The organism is Vibrio caribbeanicus ATCC BAA-2122 (assembly GCF_000165125.1).
Classification (GTDB): domain Bacteria; phylum Pseudomonadota; class Gammaproteobacteria; order Enterobacterales; family Vibrionaceae; genus Vibrio; species Vibrio caribbeanicus.
This window is the reverse complement of record NZ_AEIU01000075.1, coordinates 81,062-103,403: the sequence shown is the minus strand read 5'-3', so window position 1 is coordinate 103,403 and position 22,342 is coordinate 81,062. Positions and strand designations below refer to the sequence as shown.

Here is a 22,342-nt window from a genome sequence, read left to right as displayed (position 1 = left end):
AGCGGCTATTCTACCTGCTTACGCAGCATATGCCTATACCAACTATTGCCCTTAGAGGCTCTACGCGTATTTAGTTTGTAATCGTCAGTATAAACATCAACCACTACTTGGCCGGAGCTTCCAGTATCTATCCACTCAACACCTCTGTCAGTGTAGCGCTTTTTCACTGCTGGATCAGGCAGGTTCCACCTTCCTCCAATCGTACTCGACGTAACTGCGATTGATGGATTGACAGTTTCTATAAATTTAGGGATCGATGAGGTTTTACTTCCATGGTGAGGAACGACGAGTAGCTCAGCATTTATCGACCAAGGCTCTCTTATCAATAACCATTCCACCATTGCGACAATATCGCCAGTTAGTAATACACTGAATTCACTCTTATTATCAGAAACTTTTAAAACACAGGAATGTGGATTGTAAGCCCTACTAACTGTTTTTTCCGGCCAAATTACTTCTACGTTTAATGCGCCCCATTTCCAACTCTCCCCCTTTATACATGGTATTGAAGCATCAGTACTTTGGCTGGAGACTAACTCCCTCGGAGACCATTCATCACGAAGTATATTAGCCCCTCCTGCGTGATCGTTATCGAAATGACTGATTACGAGGTAATCTAAATACTCAATACCGTGGTAACGTAATAAGGGGGTCACCACTCGGTCGACTTTGCTAGATTGCTTTGTCGCGCTGCCTGTATCGTAAACGAGAGCTCGATTTCCTTGTATGATAACGATCGCTAGGCCATGCCCTACATCCAACACGTTTAGTTGCCATGACGGAGGGGTATGCCAATTTCTGAGAGAGAAAATAATGGTAATCCCCAACAGCCCAAGAGTTTTCTTTGAAAAGATCAAACTACACATAACGACTAGTGGCAGGAAGAAAAAATACGGGATAAGCTCTGAATCTATATCCCACCAGCCCTGTGGTAGATGGTTAAGCACGTAAATCACTAGGTCTAAACTAGCGTCAACTGAACTCCACAATATTTGATTCACTTTCCCGAAACTCAGAGTTAAAAAGGCCAAAAAATTTAATGGAATGACAACAAAACTAAACCAAGGAACAAACAGTATGTTAAGAAAGAGGGAAAAGGTACTGATCCCATGAAAAAAGAGCACAACGATCGGTGCCATAAAAACAAATATAAACATTTGCATGCAAAAAGCACTCTTAAGCCAATGTGATTTTTTTTCGGTCATACTTTGATATAAAAAAATTACCGCTATCGCCCCAACCGACATCCAAAGGCTTGGCGAGACCACTGAGAAAGGATAAATTGCCATTATTATTGAGAGTGTTAGCAAAAACTTGTAAGGCCCGGACATACGACCTATCAGATATTGCATTAAACAATAGAGCACACACATTACAAAGGCTCGTAACGTAGGCACGGAAAATCCAGCGAGCCAAGCATAAAAAAAAGCAGCAGAGACACCTAAAACAGCAGGAAAGTATATAAAACGTGAGTTTAATCGTAAAAAGACCAGCCCCGCTCCCCAACCTAGAGAATAAATAATCCCGATATGTAGACCTGATATAGTTAACAAATGGCTTAAACCACTCTGTTGCAATCTGTCACGCAGTTCATCATCAATATTATTTTTTATGCCAAACAGAAGGGCTTCTATCATACCTATGTTATTCAGCTGGCGAATTTTTTCATTCAGATTATTAATTAAATAGCTATGAAACGAGAAGCGACTTTCTATGGCTAGGCTTTTCGTGGCAACAACATTTCCATAACCAACAATGCCCTTCGATAAAGCAAACTTTTCTTTATCTGGTCCAACAACATTCATCATGCCTCGAATATTTTTCAGGCGTAACTCTGCATCTAAAACCTCCCCATACTGAAGTGGGACAGGACTTGTAAGCCATATTTTGGGCCGAAAAATATTTGGTAAATCCTGATCATTAATCTTTTTAACGATAACTATTCCTTGAAAGCCGTACTGTATTGGTTTAAAAAGACTATCAGCTTCAACGATGGCAGAAATCCTTTGACCTGACTGAAAAAGAATTTTTGTTTTGTGCTGCAGAATGTGTCCATGAGAGAGGACTACGATAAAGGCAAAAATAAGCCCCACAGAAAATCGTCCTTTTCTATACTTGAACGACAGACAAAGTATCGTGATGCCGATCATCAGGAAAGACAAGTTTGGTAATTCAGGCCAATGTGGACTGCTCATTACAACTGCAACAAAAGAAACCAGCGTCCAATAATGTAAGTAGAGAGTCATATTTTTATATGCCGAAAAAAATAATCAAACGTTTTATGCCAGACCATGAGGTGATCAAACGTCAAAAGGCACTTAAGGTTTTTGGTAATGTCTTGTACAACCCAAACTTGTGGTGTCTGAATCGTCGCTCTGCCTCTGGGGCTTTCGCAGTAGGCTTGTTCATGGCTTTTGTTCCTTTACCTAGCCAAATGATTATGTCCGCAGGTTTAGCCATTGCCTGTGGTGTAAACCTTCCACTTTCTGTCGCACTGGTTTGGGTGAGTAACCCTGTTACGATGCCAGTCCTATTTTATTTCGCATATAAACTTGGAGCATGGGTGCTTCAAGTTCCGCCACAAAACTTCCACTTTGAGCTATCGTGGGACTTTTTACTTGATCAAATGACTACGATTGGGCCATCTCTATTGCTAGGGTGTCTTATATGTGGTGTTGTTTCCGCTGCTCTGGGTTATTTCGGTATACGCACCTTTTGGCGCTACTCAGTAGTAAGAAGCTGGCAACAAAGAAAAATTAGAATAAAACTATTGAAGAAGTAAACAGAAGAATATCGTTATTTGTAACTCATGCTCTCTAATGTGAAAAACATAAGTTTATCAAGGACGATTACAATGGGCTCTCAACGAGCCCATGTATATTTATTTTGAACTTAAAACCGTTGCAGGCTGTAGCTTGCTGGCTCTAGAGGCAGGGTAAAAAGTAGCGACGAGACTCAAGGCAATCGCGGTCATCGAAACAAGTGCTACATCACTTAGCTCAAGCTTAGAAGGTAAGAAGTCAACAAAGTAGATATCTCCTGATAGAAACTTATGCCCAATGACCCCTTCGATGCAGGTGATAATATAAGTTAAATTTGAGGCGATAAGCATACCGACGATACTCCCAAAAAGACTACCGATCACACCTGATAGAATGCCCTGCCACATAAATACTTTCTTTATTAAGCGGTTGTTTGCCCCCATCGTACGGAGAATAGCAATATCTGATGCTCTATCTTTAACCGCCATCATTAATGTTGACACAATATTGAAACTAGCCACACCAATAACAAGCACCATGACTAAATACATAATGATGCGAACAAGTTGGATATCACGATAAAGAAAGCCAAATTTTTGTTGCCAGCTTTTTAAATAGACATAAGTATCAAGCGTGCCTCCAACTTCTCTGAGTATAGAGTTGGCCTTCAAAACGTTTTTGAATTTTAGAGCAACGCCGGTAACACTGGTACCGAAGTTAGAGTACTTTTGTGCATCAGCAATTGGAATCAAAGCAAGGCTATGGTCGATTTGTCCGTTCAATGATAAAAGTCCGATGACTTTTAATCTTACTCTCTTAAGAGATTGAACTTTTTGAATCGCCCCTTTAGTTGGGATCATCAAACTCACATAATCCCCGGTCGTTACCGATAACTTCTCAGCAACACCTTTGCCTAAAATAATCTGTCGTTCTCCCGCTTTTAAATTTTGCCAAGCATTCTTCGTAACGAAGTTAGGAATATCAGAGACACCGCGCTCCATACTGGGATCGACTCCCCTAACTTCAATCGCTTTAAGTAAGCTCCCTTTTTCAGCTAGAGCGGTAATCTTTACATAGGGTGCCGCCGCAACGACCTCAGGGTGCTGCTCTGATTGCTCAATAATCGAGTTCCAATTGGAAATGGGACCGCGAACTCCCTCAAGCTCACCATGTGGAATTACAGACAACACTCGGTTCTCTAATTCTCGCTCAAAACCATTCATTGCTGACAGCCCAATGATAATGACAGCAACACCGACCGCTATACCAATGGTCGAAGACATAGAGATAAAAGAAACCATTTTATTTCTTTGCCTTGCGCGGCTAAAACGGAATCCGATCAATAGTGACAGAGATTTAAACACCGACTAATCTCCAATTCCAAGCAAACGACCATCCTTCATATGAAGTTTTCGCTCCATTTTATCAGCGAGATCGTTATCATGTGTTACGACAAGAAAAGCAGTTTCTGACTCTTGGTTAAGCTCTCGCATCAAATCATAAATAGACAATGCGGTGCTATAGTCGAGATTTCCCGTTGGTTCATCTGCTAACACCAACGCAGGACGATTAATAAGTGCTCGCGCGATCGCAACCCTCTGGCGCTCCCCTCCCGACAACTCGGCTGGCCTATGCTCAATTCGGTGTCCAAGCCCAACTTTTTCCAACAATTTTCTTGCTAACAGTTTGGCTTGTGATAGCTTCTCACCCCCTATTAATAGGGGCATTGCAACATTCTCTAGCGCACTAAAGTCTGCCAATAAATGATGAAACTGATACACAAAGCCTAGGTGTTGGTTACGTAGCTTAGCTTGACGATTCATACTTAAGGCACCTAGGTCCTCTCCAAGAAAAGAGATATTGCCAGAACTCGGGGTATCCAATGCCCCCAAAATATGGAGCAAAGTACTTTTACCTGAACCTGACGAACCAACAATGGAGACTAACTCACCCTTCGTGAGCGATAAACTCACCCCGTTTAATACTTGAGTATCAATCGCACCATCATTGTAAGTTTTAAATAAATTGTGGCACTGAAGAATATTACTCATACCTTAAAGCCTCTGCCGGTTTCACTGAAGATGCACGAATGGAAGGAAAAAATGTTGCTGCTAAACTTAGTAGGACAGCAAGTATTATCACAATAAGAATCTGACTCGGTTCTATTAGAATGGGTAATTGTCCCCCGTTTGAAAAAAGTGCTACGCCCACAAAAGACAGAATTAGATTAAGGTTAAGAGACAAAATAACACCCAATATACCCCCTAGAACGGCACCAGCGATCCCACTACTTGCACCTTGAAACATAAAAATAGCGAGCACTTGATGATTACTCATACCTTGAGTTTTAAGTATTGCAATTTCAGACTGCTTCTCCATCACAACCATAATCAAAGCAGAAATGATATTGAAGGCCGCTACCGCAATAATCAAACCTAGCATCAAACCCATCATGTGTTTTTCCATTTTAACTGCTTGGAACAACTCCCCTCTTTCAGCTCTCCAATCCTGCCACTTCCACCCTTCTGGTAGCGTCTTTTTGCTCAACTCACTAACGGAAAAAGGATCCTCAAAAAACAACCTCCAACCTGATATAGTTTTTGAGCTAAATCCCATCAGTCGACCTGCATCTTGTATATGTGTCACCATTAACTGTCCATCAATATCAGAACCTGTATTATAGATACCAGCAACCTTAAAGAGTCTTTGAGAAGGTATTCTACCTAACGGTGTATATTGACTTGCGCTAGTAACCATCAATCTTACACTTTCACCCACAGAGATACCCATAGCACGTGCCAGCGAGTGGCCGAGAAACACTCGATATTCCCCTGCTTCAAGATTTACGAGCTTACCTGCAATCAAATAGCGACTTATCGGATCGCTGTTTGATGGATCAATACCGATAATTATCCCAGCACTAATCTGATCGGCACTTTGTATGATTGCTTCACCTTTAACTATTGGCTCAGGGGCCTGTATCGATGGAAATTGAGAGACAAATTTGGGAGGCAATGGCGACATGTCAGTTTTGTCATTATTTTGGGAAATAACAGCCTGAGGTAAAACCCCGAGAATCCGGTTTTTTAATTGAGCTTCAAACCCATTCATTACCGAAAGAACGGTTACTAGCGACATAACACCAATTGTAATTCCCGCTGTAGACATGTAGGAGACAAAACGACTAAATTTGTCGTCGGATCCTCCCCTAAGATAACGCAAGCCTATAAAGGCAGATACTGAATGAAGCATAATTAACTATCAACTTTGGGACATAAGAGCACTTGGGATGAACCGTACTTTACCTATTAATTTACAATGGTTGTAGTGTTTAATTGCCAATTAGCCGTTAAAATAACAAATAAACAACTAGATACCTTGATTACCCGTCAGAGATAACGATAATCAAAGGTAATATAGAAGGAATCTAGAATGTCTGAACAAGAATTTTTTACTGTCAATCACACAATGACCGTTAACGTTGAAGTGATGACTGTCAACTTTTCACTCCCGAGCGTCGAAAAATTTGAGGCTGAGATTCCTGCGCCTTTTATCGTTGCAAGTGAATTTAGTAATCTTGACCTCCTCAATGACGCTGCACGAAATGAGTTAAAAAATAGTGACTTCAAACACGTTGTTCAGTTACTCGATAACCAGAACTCAAAACTCAATTTACTACTTACTTTTATGCTTTCTCAACAAGACGATCCCTCGATGCGTTTTCAGACACATTCTTTTGGGGCCAGTCAATTTACTTATTTTTCACCAGAACAATTAGATCTCGACCAAAAAGTCAGAGCAAAGCTATTTTTAGAGCACCCAGCGGCAGCTGTATATTGCTACGGTCACGTATCTCAGATCGAAAAAGTAGATGATGCGTATTTAGTTACGGTAAAATATGACCTACTGAGAGAGCTTGATGAAGACTTACTCATCAAAGCTGCGTTACATCAACAACAGAAACTCCTCCGTCAGCGCTCACTGGATCGCGACAAATAAATAAAAATTATGACTCAAAAAACTCTATTTAATCTGGCGAGTCCTTCAACCGCTGGAGACAAAAAACAATTTGGTAACCTCATTGGCTCGAGCCTTCCAATTGCCATCTCTGAGCTGGCAAAGTCTCACAATGCTCACGCTCTGCTGGTCGTACCGGACCCGCAAAGTGCGCTCAAAATTACTCATGAACTTGAGCAGTTTACTGATCAATCGGTATCCTTATTTCCCGATTGGGAGACTCTACCCTACGATAGTTTCTCGCCACATCAAGAAATTATTTCCGACAGGATATCCCATCTCTACCATTTGCCTACTCAATCTGAAGGCATAACAGTTGTCCCTATTAACACATTACTTCAACTCCAATCCCCACGAGAGTTCTTATTACAACACACGCTTATGGTAAAGGTTGGAGATTTATTCTCGTTAGACAAATTAAAGATACAGCTCGAAAAGTCAGGATATCGACACGTTGAACAAGTGTTTGGCCCGGGAGAATATGCGACCAGAGGCTCGATTTTGGATCTCTTCCCCATGGGTTCCGACACCCCCTTTAGAGTTGATTTCTTTGACGAAGAGATTGACAGTATAAGAACCTTTGACCCAGAAAATCAACGTTCACTCACGGAGACCGACGAAATCAGGCTGTTGCCTGCTCATGAATTCCCTACGACAGAAAGTGCGATTGAAGATTTTCGTGTTCGTTGGAGACAGCGATTCGAAGCTCGAAGAGAACCAGAATCTGTCTATATGCAGGTATCAAAAGGAGTGTGGCCAGCAGGCATTGAATACTGGCAACCACTCTTTTTTGAAACGACAGAGACGCTTTTCGACTACATACCCGATAATAGCCTGATGATTGTCCTTGGCGATATAGAGTCTGCGATGGAGACTTTCCTAAATGACGTTGACTACAGGTACGAACAAAGGAAAGTGGACCCACTTCGTCCATTACTCCCTCCCGACCAACTATGGTTGAAAAAAGATCAGCTTTACAAACGTTTAAAAGATTTTCCACAAGCTCAACTATCTACTGATGTAATCAATGAAGAAAAATCTGGGAAGCATAACTTAGAAGTCGATAGGCTCCCAGATCTGCGAGTTAAACACCAAAACAATAACCCGCTATCGGCCTTACAAGAGTTTGGGGAGAGTTTTGCAGGTAAAGTGGTATTCTCCGTCGAATCTGAGGGCCGAAGAGAAGCACTTCTCGAACTCATGAGCCAAATTAATCTTCGCCCAGAGATCACTGATAGTCTGCAACAAGCATTAAATAGTGACTCAAAATATTCATTAATTATTGGCTCAGCAGAACATGGATTTGTCGCAAAACACATCCATTTTGCATTGATTTGTGAGAGCGATTTACTTGGTGATAGAGTCATTCAACGTCGACGAAAAGGACGTAAAGCAACAAACAGTGATTCGGTTATAAGGAATCTTGCGGAACTCAAGCCAGGACAGCCCGTTGTGCATATCGATCACGGTATCGGCCGCTATACAGGACTGCAAACATTAGAAGTTGGCGGTATCACCACTGAGTATGTAACACTCGAATATCAAAATGAGGCCAAACTATATGTTCCGGTAGCAGCCCTAAACCTTATAAGTCGATACTCTGGTGGAGCAGAAGACAGTGCGCCGCTACACAAATTGGGTAGTGAGTCGTGGTCAAAAGCAAGGCGAAAAGCAGCGGAAAAAGTCAGAGATGTCGCCGCAGAACTTCTAGATGTGTATGCCAAGCGAGAACTCAAACCGGGTTTTCAATTTCAGCTCGATAGAGGTCAATATGCAACATTTAAAGCAGGTTTTCCTTTCGAAGAAACTGACGATCAAGCTATGGCAATTAATGCTGTCATGTCTGATATGTGCCAAGCAAAAGCAATGGATAGACTCGTTTGTGGGGATGTCGGATTTGGGAAAACAGAGGTTGCGATGAGAGCGGCTTTCGTTGCAACGGACAATGGTAAACAGGTTGCCGTTCTGGTCCCTACTACCCTTCTTGCCCAACAACATTTCGAAAACTTCCGAGACCGTTTTGCAAATCTACCCATTCGTGTTGAAGTACTTTCAAGATTCAAAACTGCGAAAGAGCAAAAACGTATTTTAGAGGACATAGAAGCAGGTAAAGTCGACCTAGTAGTTGGCACACACAAACTTCTCTCAAACGATATTAAATTTAAAGATCTGGGCTTGTTAATTGTCGACGAGGAACACCGTTTTGGAGTACGTCAAAAAGAAAAAATGAAATCGATGAGGGCAGACGTAGATATACTAACGCTTACAGCAACTCCGATACCAAGAACTCTCAACATGGCGATGAGCGGCATGCGTGATTTATCGATAATTGCGACCCCTCCAGCACGCAGACTCGCGATAAAAACGTTTGTTCGTCAAAAAGATGATGTTGTAGTTAGAGAAGCGGCTTTACGAGAGATCATGCGTGGTGGTCAAGTCTATTTTCTACACAACCAAGTTGAGACGATAGAGAAAGTCGCAAGTGAATTAGAAAAACTCATTCCAGAAGCACGGGTTACTTTCGCTCACGGTCAAATGCGGGAACGAGAGTTAGAACAGATAATGAACGACTTTTATCACCAAAGATATAACCTTCTGGTGTGTACAACCATTATCGAAACTGGTATCGACGTCCCAACAGCCAATACAATTATCATGGACAGAGCAGATAACCTAGGGCTAGCACAGCTGCATCAGCTCAGAGGCCGTGTTGGACGCTCCCATCATCAGGCTTATGCCTACTTATTAACTCCTCACCCCAAAGCTATCACTAAAGACGCAATCAAGCGACTTGATGCTATTGCATCACTTGAAGACTTAGGTGCTGGGTTTACCCTCGCAACCCATGACTTAGAAATTAGGGGAGCAGGAGAACTATTGGGGGATGAGCAAAGTGGTCAAATCCAATCGGTTGGTTTTACTCTTTATATGGAAATGCTTGAGCAAGCCGTAGAAGCACTCAAAAACGGCAAGGAACCTTCATTGGACGATCTCTTACGAGAGCAAACTGAAATTGAGCTTCGCATTCCGGCTTTACTTCCCGATGACTACATTCCGGATATTAATACTCGCCTTTCAATGTATAAACAAATCGCAGGTATAGCAGACAGCGATACCTTAGCAGATGTTAAGGTTGAGTTGATTGACCGCTTTGGGAAGCTACCAGATGCAGCAGAAAACCTTCTATCGGTCGCTAAGCTCAAACTCCAAGCGGCATCACTAAAAGTTAATAAAATAGAAGCGCATGACAAAGGTGGCTTCGTAGAATTTTACCCCGATGCTGACATTAACCCTGTATACTTGGTTAAACTATTGCAATCTCAACCGCAAAAATTTGCGATGGACGGCCCAACCAAGTTTAAGTTTACGGTACCATTAACAGATAGGCGTAAACGAATTCAATTTGTTACAGACACGCTAGGTGATTTTCAAAAAAACCTCGTGCCAGCACTTTAGCGTTAAAATAGAAACAATGAGGCCTTCGGGGCCTCAAGATGGAGATGTAATGAAAATACTGGTTCCTTTATTATTCATGCTATTTGCGATGCCAGCGTTGGCTGAGCGTCAGTTTGATATAGAAGTCGTCATTTTTAAGCGTGCTATTGACGCAGAAAAGACCAATGAATCATGGCCACAAAATTTACCGAGCATAGAGTTTAAAAATTCGGGCTCATTAAATGACTCAAATTACCGAGCTCGTAAAGGGGTGGTTATGCTTCCTGCATCAGAATATAAACTTAACGATCAAGTTACAAAGTTGAGTCAACATGCTGGTTTTAAGGTCCTGATGCACAAGGCTTGGCGACAAGGGGATAAAGGTCGATATGGTTCCCCCTCATTCCATATAAAAGCAGGTAAAGATTTTTCAAAACGTTTCAATGAAGATGGCACTATTCGTTTAAATACGCCAGCGGTTTCAAATGAAGGAATCACGGAACAGAGTATTCCTAAACCAATCCCACAGCTTGAAGGTAAACTTCAAATTTTTGTAGAACATTATCTCTATGCCGATTTGGAACTTGATTTAAAGGCACCTGGAACTAGGTCACTAGGTTTCTTGCCTCAAGAATTCAACGAGTCAAATATTCAGCCATCGTTTAACAATCAAGTTACTCACGTTGGAATGATGGAGGAAATTGCCCCTTCCATCCATGAAGAGGAGTTTTTACAAACCTTCAGAATGGACCAAAAAAGGCGCATGAGGAGTAACGAGACACATTATCTTGACCACCCCTTAATGGGAGTACTTATCCAAGTACGACGTGTCAACCAATAGACTAATTTGCTATGTCTCCAGATTTCCAAATTGTTACCCAGAATTTTATCCTAAGACTCATCAGAATTGATGAGTCTCAACAACTCGCGCACTGCATTAATCACTCACCGAGCCTTTATCCTTGGATCGACTGGTGTCACGCTGATTTTAGCCAACACGAGGCTGAGGCATTCGTAAAAGCGACGCGCCTTAGCTGGATAAAAGGCGAAGCATATGGATTCGGGGTTTTCTCTCGAGACAACTCTGTTCTAGTCGGCATGGTTGCAATCAATGAGGTTTATCATACATTCAATATGGCGAGTATCGGATATTGGATAGCAGATGAACATCAGAGGATTGGGCTAGGAATCAATGCTGTAAAAGTACTACTTGAGTTCTGCTTTGCCGAATTGAGTCTTACAAGAGTTGAGGTCGTGTGTGATCCTGAAAACACCGCAAGCCAAAAACTAATATTAGCTTGCGGTGGCGTCTTTGAAACGTTAGCCAGAAATCGTTTCATTCATAACGGAAAAGCGAGAACTGGCGCCGTCTACTCTGTTATACAATAGGTAAACAGCGCTGAGCTAGTAAACATAGTTCAGCGCGATTCCAACTTAATGTAATTTTAAGTTGGGTCTCAACACGCGGTTAATCCGTCCAACTAACATCATTAAGCCAGTTTTAAACATACCATGTAGCGCCATCTGGTGAAGGCGGTATAAGGATATATAAACCACGCGTGCAATCCTACCCTCGATCATCATCGATCCTTTAGTTAAGTTGCCCATCAAGCTCCCAACTGTAGAGAAGCGGCTCAAAGAAACTAAAGATCCATGATCCCTATATATATAAGGCCTTATCTCTCTTCCATTTAGCTTGGCAACAATATTTCTAAATGTGTGCGATGACATTTGATGGGCAGCCTGCGCGCGTGGAGGAACAAATGAGCCATCAGGTTGTTTGCACTCCGCAAGATCACCAATGACAAAAATATCTTCATCCTTGGTGGTCTGTAAAGCCTCGGTAACCACAAGCTGGTTAATGCGATTAGTCTCTAGGCCACCTATGTCTTTGATAAAATCAGGTGCCTTAATCCCTGCAGCCCATACCATTATTTGAGCGGCGATTTTTTCTCCACTCTGAGTGACTAAACCATTTTCATCAGCTTGAGTAACTCTTGTCGAAGTTCGTACATTAACGCCGAGCTGAGTTAATTCCTGATGAGCGGCTGATGAGATACGAGTGGGAAGAGCAGGGAGTATTCTGTCACCAGCTTCAATCAGATTCACGTTGAGTTTGCTAGAATCTAAATCACCGAATCCATAGTTGTGCAATTCTTTGACAGCATTATGGAGCTCAGCAGACAATTCAACACCCGTTGCACCTGCACCAACAATCGCAATATCTACTGTACCGTTGCCATGATTTGCATGTAGTTTCAAAAATTGATTATTCATCTCGCTGCGAAACAGGCTTGCCTGCTCTGGACTATCGAGAAAAATACAATGTTCTCTGACACCTGGAGTATTAAAGTCGTTCGATGTTGAGCCAAGAGCTAATACCAAAATATCATATTCCAACTCACGACTGGGCATCAATAAATCACCATGTTCGTCTTTCAACTCACTCAGCGTTATCGACTTCCTCTCGCGATCAATATCTTCTAAACTGCCCATTTGAAAATCAAAATGGTGATTTTTAGCATGGGCACGATAGCTAATCGCATCCACACCCTCATCTAAAGAGCCTGTTGCGACCTCATGCAATAATGGCTTCCAAAGGTGACTTGCTTTACGATCGACTAATGTAACCTCAGCACGACCTTTTCTGCCTAGAGTTCGCCCGAGCTTTGTTACCAACTCTAAACCACCTGCTCCACCACCTACAACGATGATTCTTGTCATAGTAAATTTCCTCAAAAGTATTATTAAACTGGGTCAAATCGAATTTCGACTTTAAAAATTTGAAAATGGAGACGTCCACTCGACAAAGAGTGAATGTTACTTCTAGAGGAAGATTGTTCTTCGAGAGTATTAAAAGCTTAGAATTCTCGTCTACTGAAAGAACAGCGCTATCTACCATAATGGCTTAGTTACTACTCTACCATTATATCGAGACGAACAGTGTACGCAACAAGATATATATATTATCAAGTATATTGTAATTGTTGTAATGCGTATGCGTTATAAACTATCGGGAAATAGTATATACCCGAGTGACTTAAAGGTGTAGGTTTCAAAGCGGTGTCATCTCGTTAGGTTTAAGAACAACACTACGAAATAATCGACTCTTTTTAGGTTGTTTGAGCAAAGATAAGTACTTTATGTGTCACTACTAACCGTCAAGTCTTCAGCAATTTGTGACGCTGTCAAAAAGTAGGCTTCATCACCCCAAAGTTGGAAAGCCAACAAATACCAGAGCATGGCCATCATTTTTGCACGAGGGCGCCAAGCAATAATACCCTCAATCCAATTATCTACATCTTCGATGCCGCGTAACTGACAGTAGCGATAGCCGACTTCCAATGGTTTTTCACCCATCATTTCGGCACTCAAGACTAAATCTAGCCTTGGGTCTGTAATAGTTGCATATTCCCAGTCAATGATTTTATTTCCCGCATCTGTTCTCACAATATTATGCCCCGCTAAATCTAGATGGCACAATACCTGACCGACATCAACGAGGTTTGGAGTTAAACGCCACTGATTGTATATAGATAAGAATGGTTCTACCTTATTCTGTTCGTTCAGAAGGATCCAATAGTGGTCTACTCTCGCTGTGTAGTTAAAAGGCGCAATAGGAAGCTTTGTCGCATCAAATTCATGCACCCTTCCCAACAGCTTTAGTAAAGCATCTAACTTTATATCATTGTTGCTTGTACTTCCCTCAACCCAACTAACTAATAATCCATGATCATTTAAATACATCGCTGAGGGCGCAAGATCCGTTGGTTTTAAAGCATTTAATATCTGAAATTCTTGGAATCGAGAAATTGAGAAGGCTTTAGTGATTGGCGTGACTGGTCGCCAGACATAACTTTCGTTTTCAGATAAGACAACTTTCCAACAACGATTAGTCAACCCACCAGTCAACGTTTGTGCATACTCAGGAGGGTAAGAAAAGTAGTGTCCTAAGCTAGAGAGCGATTGATCAAGCCTACAAGCTTCATCCCATAACATCCTAGCCATAAGACACTCCTTTACCATGAAATTATAAGCCTAGAAAGCTCTTAGATTCCTGCTTACGAATTTCTGTTTCATCAGCCCATTCAATAAGACCCGTTTTGAGATCCATTAGGCGCATCGTCATTTTATAGTAGACGTCTTTATCACTCCCCGCATTTTTAGCAATGCTAGATAGATTTCCATATAGCATGTATTGCGCTCCGACCATTTTGCCGAATTGGATAGCTGTGCTCTGATTCACAAGCTCGTCATTATTTTGGAAGTTTAGTTGCTCACGGACAGACTCGACTCTATCCATATCAACAAAACGAAATTTCCCGGAGTTCAGCATTTTGGTACTGATAGTGTCTGTTATTGACTCAGTATCAATATGTTCACTTGTCTTATTTTTTATGCGTTCAACGAAAACAATCGGCCTAGAATCACGAGTTAATGCCGCTACTGAACCAGACATCATCATACTATCAACCATCTCACCAGCAATTTTTTGTAAGTCTGTTGACCCAAAGTCGATAGTTGTCGTCTCAACGGCCTGCGCATCACCATAACTCACTTGGTTGGAACAGCCGCCTAGGACGACAGCCAAACCGAGCAATGCAATCACACTTTTTTTCATGGTTAATTCCTTAGATTTCTCTATAAATTTTATCGGTCATTCGACCTCTAGTCTTTTAGTTGTCGGATTTGTACGCGAAATTCGCGTCCATTAGGATTAATTGAAACCTCAGAAATCGAAGCTTCTTCAGTTCCGTGAATGATAAGCTGTCTCCAAGGACCGCGTTTAGCGTTAACCTCAAGCCCTTGATCATCATACCAATAAAACCGGTATTGAATTGATTGGTCACCTTTGTATTTACTTACTAGTCGCACAACTCCACGAGTTCTACCATCGACGATAGTTGTTGAAATATCTTCGATTGAAAGTCTCCCAGCGAGTACATTATCGCCATAGATGACTCTTTGTGAGGCACCTTCAATCTTTAACCCCGATGTATTGCTAGCACAACCTAAGAGAGATAACGTGGCGGCCGCTATTGCTAACCATTTTTTCATTTTATGTTTCCTAACTGTTTATGCCAAATTGTGGCATGTGCACCTTGACGAGAGAGCCAAACCAAAGCCGTATTTCCAGCTTGGAGTTCAAAATTATATTCTTGTCCTCCAACAGACACAGTTTGCATTCCCGGATTCACGACCATACTTGAGGTGTAAATTTGAGAAGGTAAGGTTAACCAACTTCGAGTATCAGGTTGTTCAGTCAATGTATTCCAAACATTAACCAACAAACTACCAATATTTTCTTCTTCGGTTAGACTCTTCCTAATCATATCTTTCGCCCATACACGAAGTGCTTGACGGATAATGATTGAAGGTAACCTCTCACTCAAACTTTGACTGGCCATTAAATCTACGTCGGCGATTAAATTCGAGTCTGCCTTGCTCCCATTTACACTTAGAGGAGGAAAGGATGGACGCAATTTATCGCTGTAATACGGCAAAGCAATAGAGTATAAAGCACCGTTACCGCGGCTATCATATAGCGGCAGAGATAACTTCCAACTATCTAATGAATCGACGACCCCGCGCTCATCCAAAATAACAATTCTTGATTTGGACGCCGGTAATGGTTCAACTTGCCCATATTGTTTTTCTAGGAGTTTGAGATCATTACGCATACCAAGCCGCTGAGCCACACGCATCGTTCCGCGGATAACCTCTAGATTGTTAGGAGCAACAGCGAGAGCTCGACGGTAATCCACATAAGCGTTATTCAAATCTCGATTAGCTTCGTATAACAGTGCCGACAAGTAAAAAAGGTAACCGTTCTGAACAGCTTTTAGCTTTGACCCTGCGTCTGGATAATTTGCTAAAATACTTCCCAGATTGGGAGAAAGCCCTTGTGCCGACATTTGTTTTTGGTCAGCCTCTAATTCGCCTTCCCGATCTTTGCGCGCTTTTTCTTGCACTTGATTTGCTCGACGCATCTCAACCAATGCACCATCAAGTTGGTTCTTCTGCACATAAGTTAGCCCAAGATACAAATGAAGGAAGCCCAACTCATAATCCGCAGGCTCGTAGGTCTTAAAGTTATCATTGACAGCGAGTGCACTGAGACTTTTTGTAGTTTCACTGACTGAAATAACTGCTTGATCCTGCTGTTTGCGAACCGCCAAATCTGCACTTTCAAAAGCCGATTTACTTTCTTTATAATCTGCATTTAAAAAGTACACACGCCCCTTTTCCATATTGTCGAGAATAGGGCCAGCGACCTGATCGCTTAGGGATTCTTCTGCCTGTTTGTAGTTCCCATAAAGAACGGCTTGATGAACATCGTCATTCTGAGCACTGTAATGACTAAATATATTTCCCGCTGTTAAATTTGCACAACCTGCGTTGAAAACTGCTAGCAAAGTAACTAGGGCTCGTATTACGAGTCTTTGCACCACTAACTCCAAACTTTACGTGAGTTTGATAGATCTATTTGTCCCAATAAAGTACTAGGGCAACATTTTTTACTTTTGGTTCATGTTATTTCATCTAACTCAAAAGCATTGGGCCTAGTGGCCTACCCCCAACCAAATGCATATGTATGTGATAAATTTCTTGACCACCATGAGCATTGCAGTTGACGATCAGTCTGTAGCCATCTTCATCGATCCCTGCCTCTTTTGCGAGCTTACGGGCAACTGTAAACATGCGTCCCAACGCGATTTCATCTTCAATTTCGATATCGTTTATCGTTGGTATAAGTTTGTTTGGGATAATAAGGAAATGCTTTGGTGCTCGGGGGTTTATATCTACGAAAGCAGTGACTAAGTCGTCTTGATAAAGAATTTCAGACTCTATTTCGCCACGAATAATCTTACTATATATTGTTTCTTCCGCCATCGGACGCTCCGTCGTTTCTTTGACATAATTTTTATGACACGAGTATGCGTTAACTAACGAAAAATAACAATTAAAAACACCGTTCGATAATAAATTTATTTAAATATGGTCAACTTTTTACGCCGCGCTCTCTTTATAAGAGTACAATTCGAGTGATACTCATGCTTGTAAAAATAGTGTCATTTTTATGAAATTGAAGACTTATTTTACGTTGGAGCCCTTGTTTTTTGATTTTCGGATGCCTATATCATTATATGGCCTGCTACTCATATAATTACACTTTCCACCAGGCCATACACGAGGAAAATAAATGGCTGTGCATGTTGGGATTATTGACCAAGATCCAATCAGACTACTGACTCCGATGCTAGACAGTAGGACCATCAGTAACCACATTATTTTTATTGGTGTTTCTGACCAATTAGAGATGTATCTTCGCTTAGATAGCGTGCTCAAAAAAAGAGGCTTAAGCTCAGAGTTTTTTGAAATTCCTGACGTAGCTAACCCAACACAGATTAAATGTTCACTTAGTCTTTTGACTCAAAAATTACTAGATAGAAAAGAAGAAATAAAACTCAACGCTAGCTGTGGACTAAGACACAGACTGCTGTCAGTTTATGAAATTTTTCGCAGTAACGAATGGCCAATTTTTGTTGTTGAACCAACGACCGATAAGCTGTGTTGGCTATATCCAAACGGAAAAGAAGATACCCAAGTCCAAGATAATATTACTATCTCAGATTACCTCACCGTCTTTGGTGCTCGCGGTGAATTTTACGACCAGCAATTTTCAGAGCAACTAGACGAGAAACTTCACTCACTTGGTGAACGCTGGGCGAGTAATGCATTAGAGTTAGGACCAGGACTTGCCACCCTAAATTATTTAGCAACAACTTGTCGTAAAGAACAAAAGCTTGATGTTTTTTTGTCTGATAAGCAACAAGGTTACCGAGAACTCAATATACTGATATCTGACCTAGTCAGTGCAGAAATAGCCACTTATGAAGAGGGCAAACTTACATTTTCTGATGAAGGGGCCCGAAGGTTTGCTAATGGTGAATGGTTAGAGACTTTGGTTCACAGCACTGTTCGACAGATCAGAAAGGATATGCCAACAATTCAAGATCACTCACTCAACGTACAAGTTTATCGCCAGTTAGGTGATAAAGAGGTGCGAAACGAGCTTGATGTAGCGTCAGTGGTTAATAATAAGCTTCATATTATTGAGTGTAAAACTAAAGGAATGAGGGATGATGGAGATGATACTCTCTATAAATTAGAATCTCTTCGAGATCTTTTAGGTGGGTTACAGGCTCGAGCCATGCTAGTTAGTTTTCGCCCCCTCAGGCACAATGATATCATTAGAGCAAAGGACCTTGGGCTTGCTTTAATTGGTCCAGACGAACTGAAAAACCTTAAATCGCAGCTAGAGTTGTGGTTCGAGGGAGCAGGAGGGAATGACGAACAAGGACTTTAGTCTGACTAGGAAAAGAGTCGCTAATCAAGCGACTCTATGGATTATCAACTGTCGTCTTCCGTAAAGTTAGTCGGTAATGACGTCTTCATCTGATTCCAAATCTGAGCACTTTCCATTCCGTAGTTTCGAACAACTATTAATATCTTATCTCGATTACCAGATTGACAGACCTCTAACAGATCTCTATAGAACTGTAGGGCGAGTTGGCGAGCCTTTACATTTGAGAAGTAGTAGCTCCCTACTCTATCGTAAAGCTTTTTGATGCCGTTAAAAATCAGACCATAGATCTGATTTCCTGAGTGAAAAGCAAGACGCTGGAAAAGCATATAATCATAGAAATTAAAAGTTTTAGCGAGCAATGCCGAATGGCGTTTCGCTTCATCTTTTTCACCATCGTCTTTTACAAACTGACGAATTTTTTCTGCATATGGAGAAGACTCCATGAATACATCCCACGATTCAGCAGCAATGAGAGCTTCACATGAATCAATAACACTTATGATCGTTTTTTCGGAGTTTTCTTTATTTGCTTTAAAAGCATAACGCATAAAGATCGGACTTATATTAGTCCTTGCGGCCAACAAATCCTCAACGATCGACGTTGCATTATCAGCATCTAAGGTCATGAGCGTATCGAGTATATGAAGCCCAGATGTTTCCATGAACTGATTTACTCGAGTTGGTTTACCGTGCTGTATCGTCAGCCAGCCATCACGCGCAAGGCGTTGTAGCACCTCTCTAAGTGTTGTTCTTGTAACACCTATGAGCTCTGATAGCTCTCGCTCAGCCGGTAAAATAGAACCAGGCGGAAAACGGCCTTTCCAAATACTCTCAATAATATATTTTTCAGCAAACCCCGCAGGGCTCTTAGCCTTAATGACCATGTAGATTCTATCCAAACTTGTATATTTACGGGTCTAATATGACTCATCATACCACTAGTTTTGCAATATCGGAAACTAGACTCTGTAAAGAATTTTTAATTTATAAATAGAACAAATACTCTAACTGTGAATAATTAGTAAGCTCACGTTAATGATAAATACCCGACAGTTGTTGTTTGAAAATCCGACTTGAACAGATTTACCATGTCATTGGAGCAAAAGGTGAGGAGAAAGAATTGATGTGTTCGATTCGCTAATTACTATTTTCTTGTTTATTTGGCCTTTTCGTAAAGTATAAGAGCTCAAGATGAACTTTTAGTATGTTATTTGATGTTTTTTCGCAACTTTGATCCCGTTTTTACCAAAAAATATGCTAATAAAATACTCAAACTAAATTTATGATTGACTAAATGATACCAATGGGTAGAGTGACGTCCAAAGTAAAGGAGTACTTGTCTATTTTGAAACGTAGCTTGATGTAATACATCCTTTTTAATATAAGGTTAGACTTTTACTAAGTTGCTGTTAAACCGAACATATTTCTCATAATATATCTCTTCTCATAATAATCAGGGGAATATCACTCTTCGGTAACGAGTTCGCAAGTGCACGCAGTGTCTATTCATAACAACATTAAGAGTATCTCAGTCATGCCGATGTCGCTCGGAAACGCGTTTATTAAAAATTTTCTAGGTAAAGCCCCTGATTGGTACAAAGTCGCGATCATCACCTTTTTAATAATTAATCCTCTTGTCTTTTTTCTTATCGATCCTTTTATAGCTGGCTGGCTGCTAGTTGCTGAGTTTATTTTCACGCTCGCCATGGCACTTAAGTGTTACCCACTCCAGCCAGGCGGGCTCCTTGCTATAGAAGCAATAGCCATCGGAATGACAAGTCCTGGTCAGGTAAAACATGAGTTAGTTGAAAACATAGAAGTTCTGTTGCTGCTGGTCTTTATGGTCGCAGGTATCTATTTTATGAAGCAACTGCTGCTTTTTATATTTACCAAAATATTGTTGGGAATACGCTCTAAAAGCATGCTTTCATTAGTGTTTTGTTTTGCAGCAGCCTTCTTGTCCGCTTTCCTAGACGCTTTGACTGTTATTGCCGTAGTGATAAGTGTGGCCGTTGGTTTCTATGCGATATACCACAAAGTCGCTTCTGGACAAGGCCCACATGCAAGTCACGATCACACTCGAGATGACCATCTATGTGAACTCACTAGAGACGACCTCGAAAATTATAGAGCTTTCCTACGCTCACTTCTCATGCATGCCGGAGTTGGTACTGCGCTGGGTGGTGTAATGACAATGGTCGGAGAGCCACAAAACTTGATTATTGCCGACCAAGCGGGATGGTTGTTCGGAGAATTCATTATAAGAATGCTCCCTGTTACCGCTCCAGTTTTTATCTGCGGTATGATCACATGTGTCGCGGTAGAAAAATTAAAGATTTTTGGCTACGGCGCCCGATTACCAGACAATGTTCGCACGATTCTGGTCGAGTTTGATCGAGAGCAAAAGAAACGTCGAACCAAGCAGGATATTGCGAAACTATGGGTTCAAGGGATCATTGCTATTTGGCTAATTGTAGCACTCGCTCTGCATCTGGCAGCAGTTGGGCTGATAGGCCTTTCAGTGATTATACTTGCGACAACATTTACTGGTGTTATTGAAGAACACTCCATGGGTAAAGCGTTTGAGGAAGCACTACCTTTTACTGCACTTCTCACCGTATTTTTTGCGGTCGTTGCCGTTATTATTGACCAAAAACTATTTAAACCAGTCATAGACGCTGTCCTCCATGTAGAAGACAAGAATACCCAGTTGGCTCTTTTCTATCTCGCCAACGGAATTTTATCTATGGTGTCTGATAACGTTTTTGTAGGTACTGTCTACATAACTGAAGTCAAAACTGCACTTATCGAGGGTATCATCAGCCGTCCTCAATTCGATTTACTTGCGGTTGCGATCAACACAGGAACAAATTTACCTTCAGTCGCGACTCCTAATGGACAAGCTGCGTTTCTATTTTTGCTTACCTCAGCTTTAGCGCCGCTGATACGTTTATCTTATGGCAGGATGGTCATAATGGCTTTACCGTATACGATTGTTTTAGCTATCGTCGGTCTAATAGGTATTATGTTCTTTGTTGAACCAATGACTGCTTGGTTTTACAGCCATGGTTGGATTACTGAGGGAGCCAACATAATCGATTCTGCTAATTCTGTGGCGCACTAAAAATAGCAGTGAAAAACTTTCTCTTCCTAGGAAACTTTTCATGTATCTTAAGCTCTGAGTAATCAGAGCTTTTTTATTATAGGAATCCTATGTGAACATTTTTTTAACACTCGATCAGCTTTCTCGCAAACGAGGAAGCTGGAGCCTTCTCTTCCTTCTTACCTTAGTGATAGAGATTTGCGCATTATTCTTTCAACATGTTCAAGATCTTCAGCCATGTGTTATGTGTATTTACGAGCGGGTCGCAATGTTTGGAATTCTGGCGGCAGCTCTTATCGGGCTCATGAAGCCAGATAATGTGATCTTGCGTACTCTAGCCATGATAAGCTGGGGATACGCCTCATATAGGGGTTTGGCTTTATCAAATCAACATGTTGACTTTCAATTTAACCCATCTCCATTTGCAACATGTGATGTTTTTGTGTCTTTCCCAGATTGGGCACCTCTAAACACTTGGCTACCCTCTGTTTTTGAGGCTTATGGTGACTGCAGTGAAGTTGTTTGGCAATTTTTTGGACTTTCCATGCCGCAATGGCTCGTCATCATCTTTTCTTTAAATATTCTTGCCTGTGCAATTGTTTTTATATCTCAACTAGTTGCACGAATGCTTCCAAAACAATAAAAAAGAGGGTT

At 41.4% G+C, this 22,342-nt stretch carries 19 protein-coding genes; 8 read left to right on the top strand and 11 right to left on the bottom strand.

Going from position 1 to position 22,342, the window contains the following annotated elements; all coding sequences use genetic code 11:
- Window positions 1-5 precede the first annotated feature (5 nt).
- Window positions 6-2,195: a DNA internalization-related competence protein ComEC/Rec2 gene (locus RH40_RS11445; protein WP_158091826.1), complete on the bottom strand. Its 2,190-nt coding sequence runs from the start codon at window positions 2,193-2,195 to the stop codon at window positions 6-8.
- A gap of 59 nt (window positions 2,196-2,254) precedes the next feature.
- On the opposite strand from RH40_RS11445, the gene RH40_RS11440 reads away from it, so the two are divergent.
- A complete protein-coding gene (locus RH40_RS11440) occupies window positions 2,255-2,782 on the top strand; it encodes a DUF2062 domain-containing protein (RefSeq protein WP_039954657.1) in 528 nt (175 codons plus the stop codon).
- Window positions 2,783-2,881: 99 nt separating this feature from the next.
- Here RH40_RS11440 and lolE read toward each other — a convergent pair whose 3' ends face one another.
- The 3 genes from lolE to lolC are packed head-to-tail and all read right to left on the bottom strand — an operon-like array spanning window position 2,882 to window position 6,014.
- Window positions 2,882-4,126: a lipoprotein-releasing ABC transporter permease subunit LolE gene (gene lolE / locus RH40_RS11435; protein WP_009601668.1), complete on the bottom strand. Its 1,245-nt coding sequence runs from the start codon at window positions 4,124-4,126 to the stop codon at window positions 2,882-2,884.
- A 3-nt stretch (window positions 4,127-4,129) separates the two neighbouring features.
- Window positions 4,130-4,813, bottom strand: coding sequence for a lipoprotein-releasing ABC transporter ATP-binding protein LolD (lolD, locus tag RH40_RS11430; protein ID WP_009601667.1), 684 nt, complete (start codon window positions 4,811-4,813; stop codon window positions 4,130-4,132).
- Window positions 4,806-6,014: a lipoprotein-releasing ABC transporter permease subunit LolC gene (gene lolC / locus RH40_RS11425; RefSeq protein WP_039954626.1), complete on the bottom strand. Its 1,209-nt coding sequence runs from the start codon at window positions 6,012-6,014 to the stop codon at window positions 4,806-4,808. Before lolC ends, lolD begins: the two co-directional genes overlap by 8 nt.
- 180 nt (window positions 6,015-6,194) lie before the next feature.
- Between lolC and RH40_RS11420 the strand changes: the two genes are divergently transcribed.
- Genes RH40_RS11420 through RH40_RS11405 form a run of 4 tightly spaced genes read left to right on the top strand, consistent with a single transcriptional unit; the run spans window position 6,195 to window position 11,603 of the window.
- The gene (locus tag RH40_RS11420; protein ID WP_009601665.1) at window positions 6,195-6,761 is read left to right on the top strand and encodes a hypothetical protein; all 567 of its coding nucleotides are present in this window, start codon (window positions 6,195-6,197) and stop codon (window positions 6,759-6,761) included.
- A gap of 9 nt (window positions 6,762-6,770) precedes the next feature.
- A complete protein-coding gene (gene mfd, locus RH40_RS11415) occupies window positions 6,771-10,235 on the top strand; it encodes a transcription-repair coupling factor (protein WP_009601664.1) in 3,465 nt (1,154 codons plus the stop codon).
- A 49-nt stretch (window positions 10,236-10,284) separates the two neighbouring features.
- Window positions 10,285-11,055: a peptidoglycan binding protein CsiV gene (locus RH40_RS11410; RefSeq protein WP_009601663.1), complete on the top strand. Its 771-nt coding sequence runs from the start codon at window positions 10,285-10,287 to the stop codon at window positions 11,053-11,055.
- Between the two features lie 11 nt (window positions 11,056-11,066).
- Window positions 11,067-11,603 carry a GNAT family N-acetyltransferase gene (locus RH40_RS11405; protein ID WP_009601662.1) on the top strand — a complete coding sequence of 179 codons (537 nt, stop codon included), beginning with the start codon at window positions 11,067-11,069 and terminating at the stop codon, window positions 11,601-11,603.
- A 45-nt stretch (window positions 11,604-11,648) separates the two neighbouring features.
- Here RH40_RS11405 and RH40_RS11400 read toward each other — a convergent pair whose 3' ends face one another.
- The 6 genes from RH40_RS11400 to RH40_RS11375 form a co-directional block, all read right to left on the bottom strand.
- Complete coding sequence (locus RH40_RS11400) at window positions 11,649-12,938, bottom strand: NAD(P)/FAD-dependent oxidoreductase (RefSeq protein WP_009601661.1); 1,290 nt, start codon at window positions 12,936-12,938, stop codon at window positions 11,649-11,651.
- Between the two features lie 417 nt (window positions 12,939-13,355).
- On the bottom strand, window positions 13,356-14,222 hold the full coding sequence (locus RH40_RS11395; RefSeq protein WP_009601660.1) for a phosphotransferase: 867 nt from the start codon (window positions 14,220-14,222) through the stop codon (window positions 13,356-13,358).
- A 22-nt stretch (window positions 14,223-14,244) separates the two neighbouring features.
- The gene (gene lpoB, locus RH40_RS11390) at window positions 14,245-14,835 is read right to left on the bottom strand and encodes a penicillin-binding protein activator LpoB (protein ID WP_009601659.1); all 591 of its coding nucleotides are present in this window, start codon (window positions 14,833-14,835) and stop codon (window positions 14,245-14,247) included.
- A gap of 47 nt (window positions 14,836-14,882) precedes the next feature.
- A complete protein-coding gene (locus tag RH40_RS11385; protein ID WP_009601658.1) occupies window positions 14,883-15,272 on the bottom strand; it encodes a YcfL family putative periplasmic lipoprotein in 390 nt (129 codons plus the stop codon).
- Window positions 15,269-16,663 (bottom strand): COG3014 family protein, encoded by a 1,395-nt coding sequence (locus RH40_RS11380; RefSeq protein WP_009601657.1) that lies wholly within the window; start codon window positions 16,661-16,663, stop codon window positions 15,269-15,271. The genes RH40_RS11385 and RH40_RS11380 overlap by 4 nt, the downstream gene beginning before the upstream one ends.
- A gap of 94 nt (window positions 16,664-16,757) precedes the next feature.
- On the bottom strand, window positions 16,758-17,108 hold the full coding sequence (locus RH40_RS11375) for an HIT domain-containing protein (RefSeq protein ID WP_009601656.1): 351 nt from the start codon (window positions 17,106-17,108) through the stop codon (window positions 16,758-16,760).
- Window positions 17,109-17,418: 310 nt separating this feature from the next.
- Here RH40_RS11375 and RH40_RS11370 point away from each other — a divergent pair, with 310 nt between their 5' ends.
- Window positions 17,419-18,585, top strand: coding sequence for a DUF1887 family protein (locus tag RH40_RS11370; RefSeq protein WP_009601655.1), 1,167 nt, complete (start codon window positions 17,419-17,421; stop codon window positions 18,583-18,585).
- Window positions 18,586-18,629: 44 nt separating this feature from the next.
- Here the strand turns inward: RH40_RS11370 and fadR are convergent, their stop codons facing one another.
- On the bottom strand, window positions 18,630-19,469 hold the full coding sequence (gene fadR / locus RH40_RS11365; protein WP_009601654.1) for a fatty acid metabolism transcriptional regulator FadR: 840 nt from the start codon (window positions 19,467-19,469) through the stop codon (window positions 18,630-18,632).
- A gap of 650 nt (window positions 19,470-20,119) precedes the next feature.
- Between fadR and nhaB the strand changes: the two genes are divergently transcribed.
- Together nhaB and dsbB are read left to right on the top strand one after the other, a co-directional pair.
- Window positions 20,120-21,709, top strand: coding sequence for a Na(+)/H(+) antiporter NhaB (gene nhaB / locus RH40_RS11360; RefSeq protein WP_009601653.1), 1,590 nt, complete (start codon window positions 20,120-20,122; stop codon window positions 21,707-21,709).
- A gap of 91 nt (window positions 21,710-21,800) precedes the next feature.
- Window positions 21,801-22,331 carry a disulfide bond formation protein DsbB gene (gene dsbB, locus RH40_RS11355; protein ID WP_009601652.1) on the top strand — a complete coding sequence of 177 codons (531 nt, stop codon included), beginning with the start codon at window positions 21,801-21,803 and terminating at the stop codon, window positions 22,329-22,331.
- Window positions 22,332-22,342 lie beyond the last annotated feature (11 nt).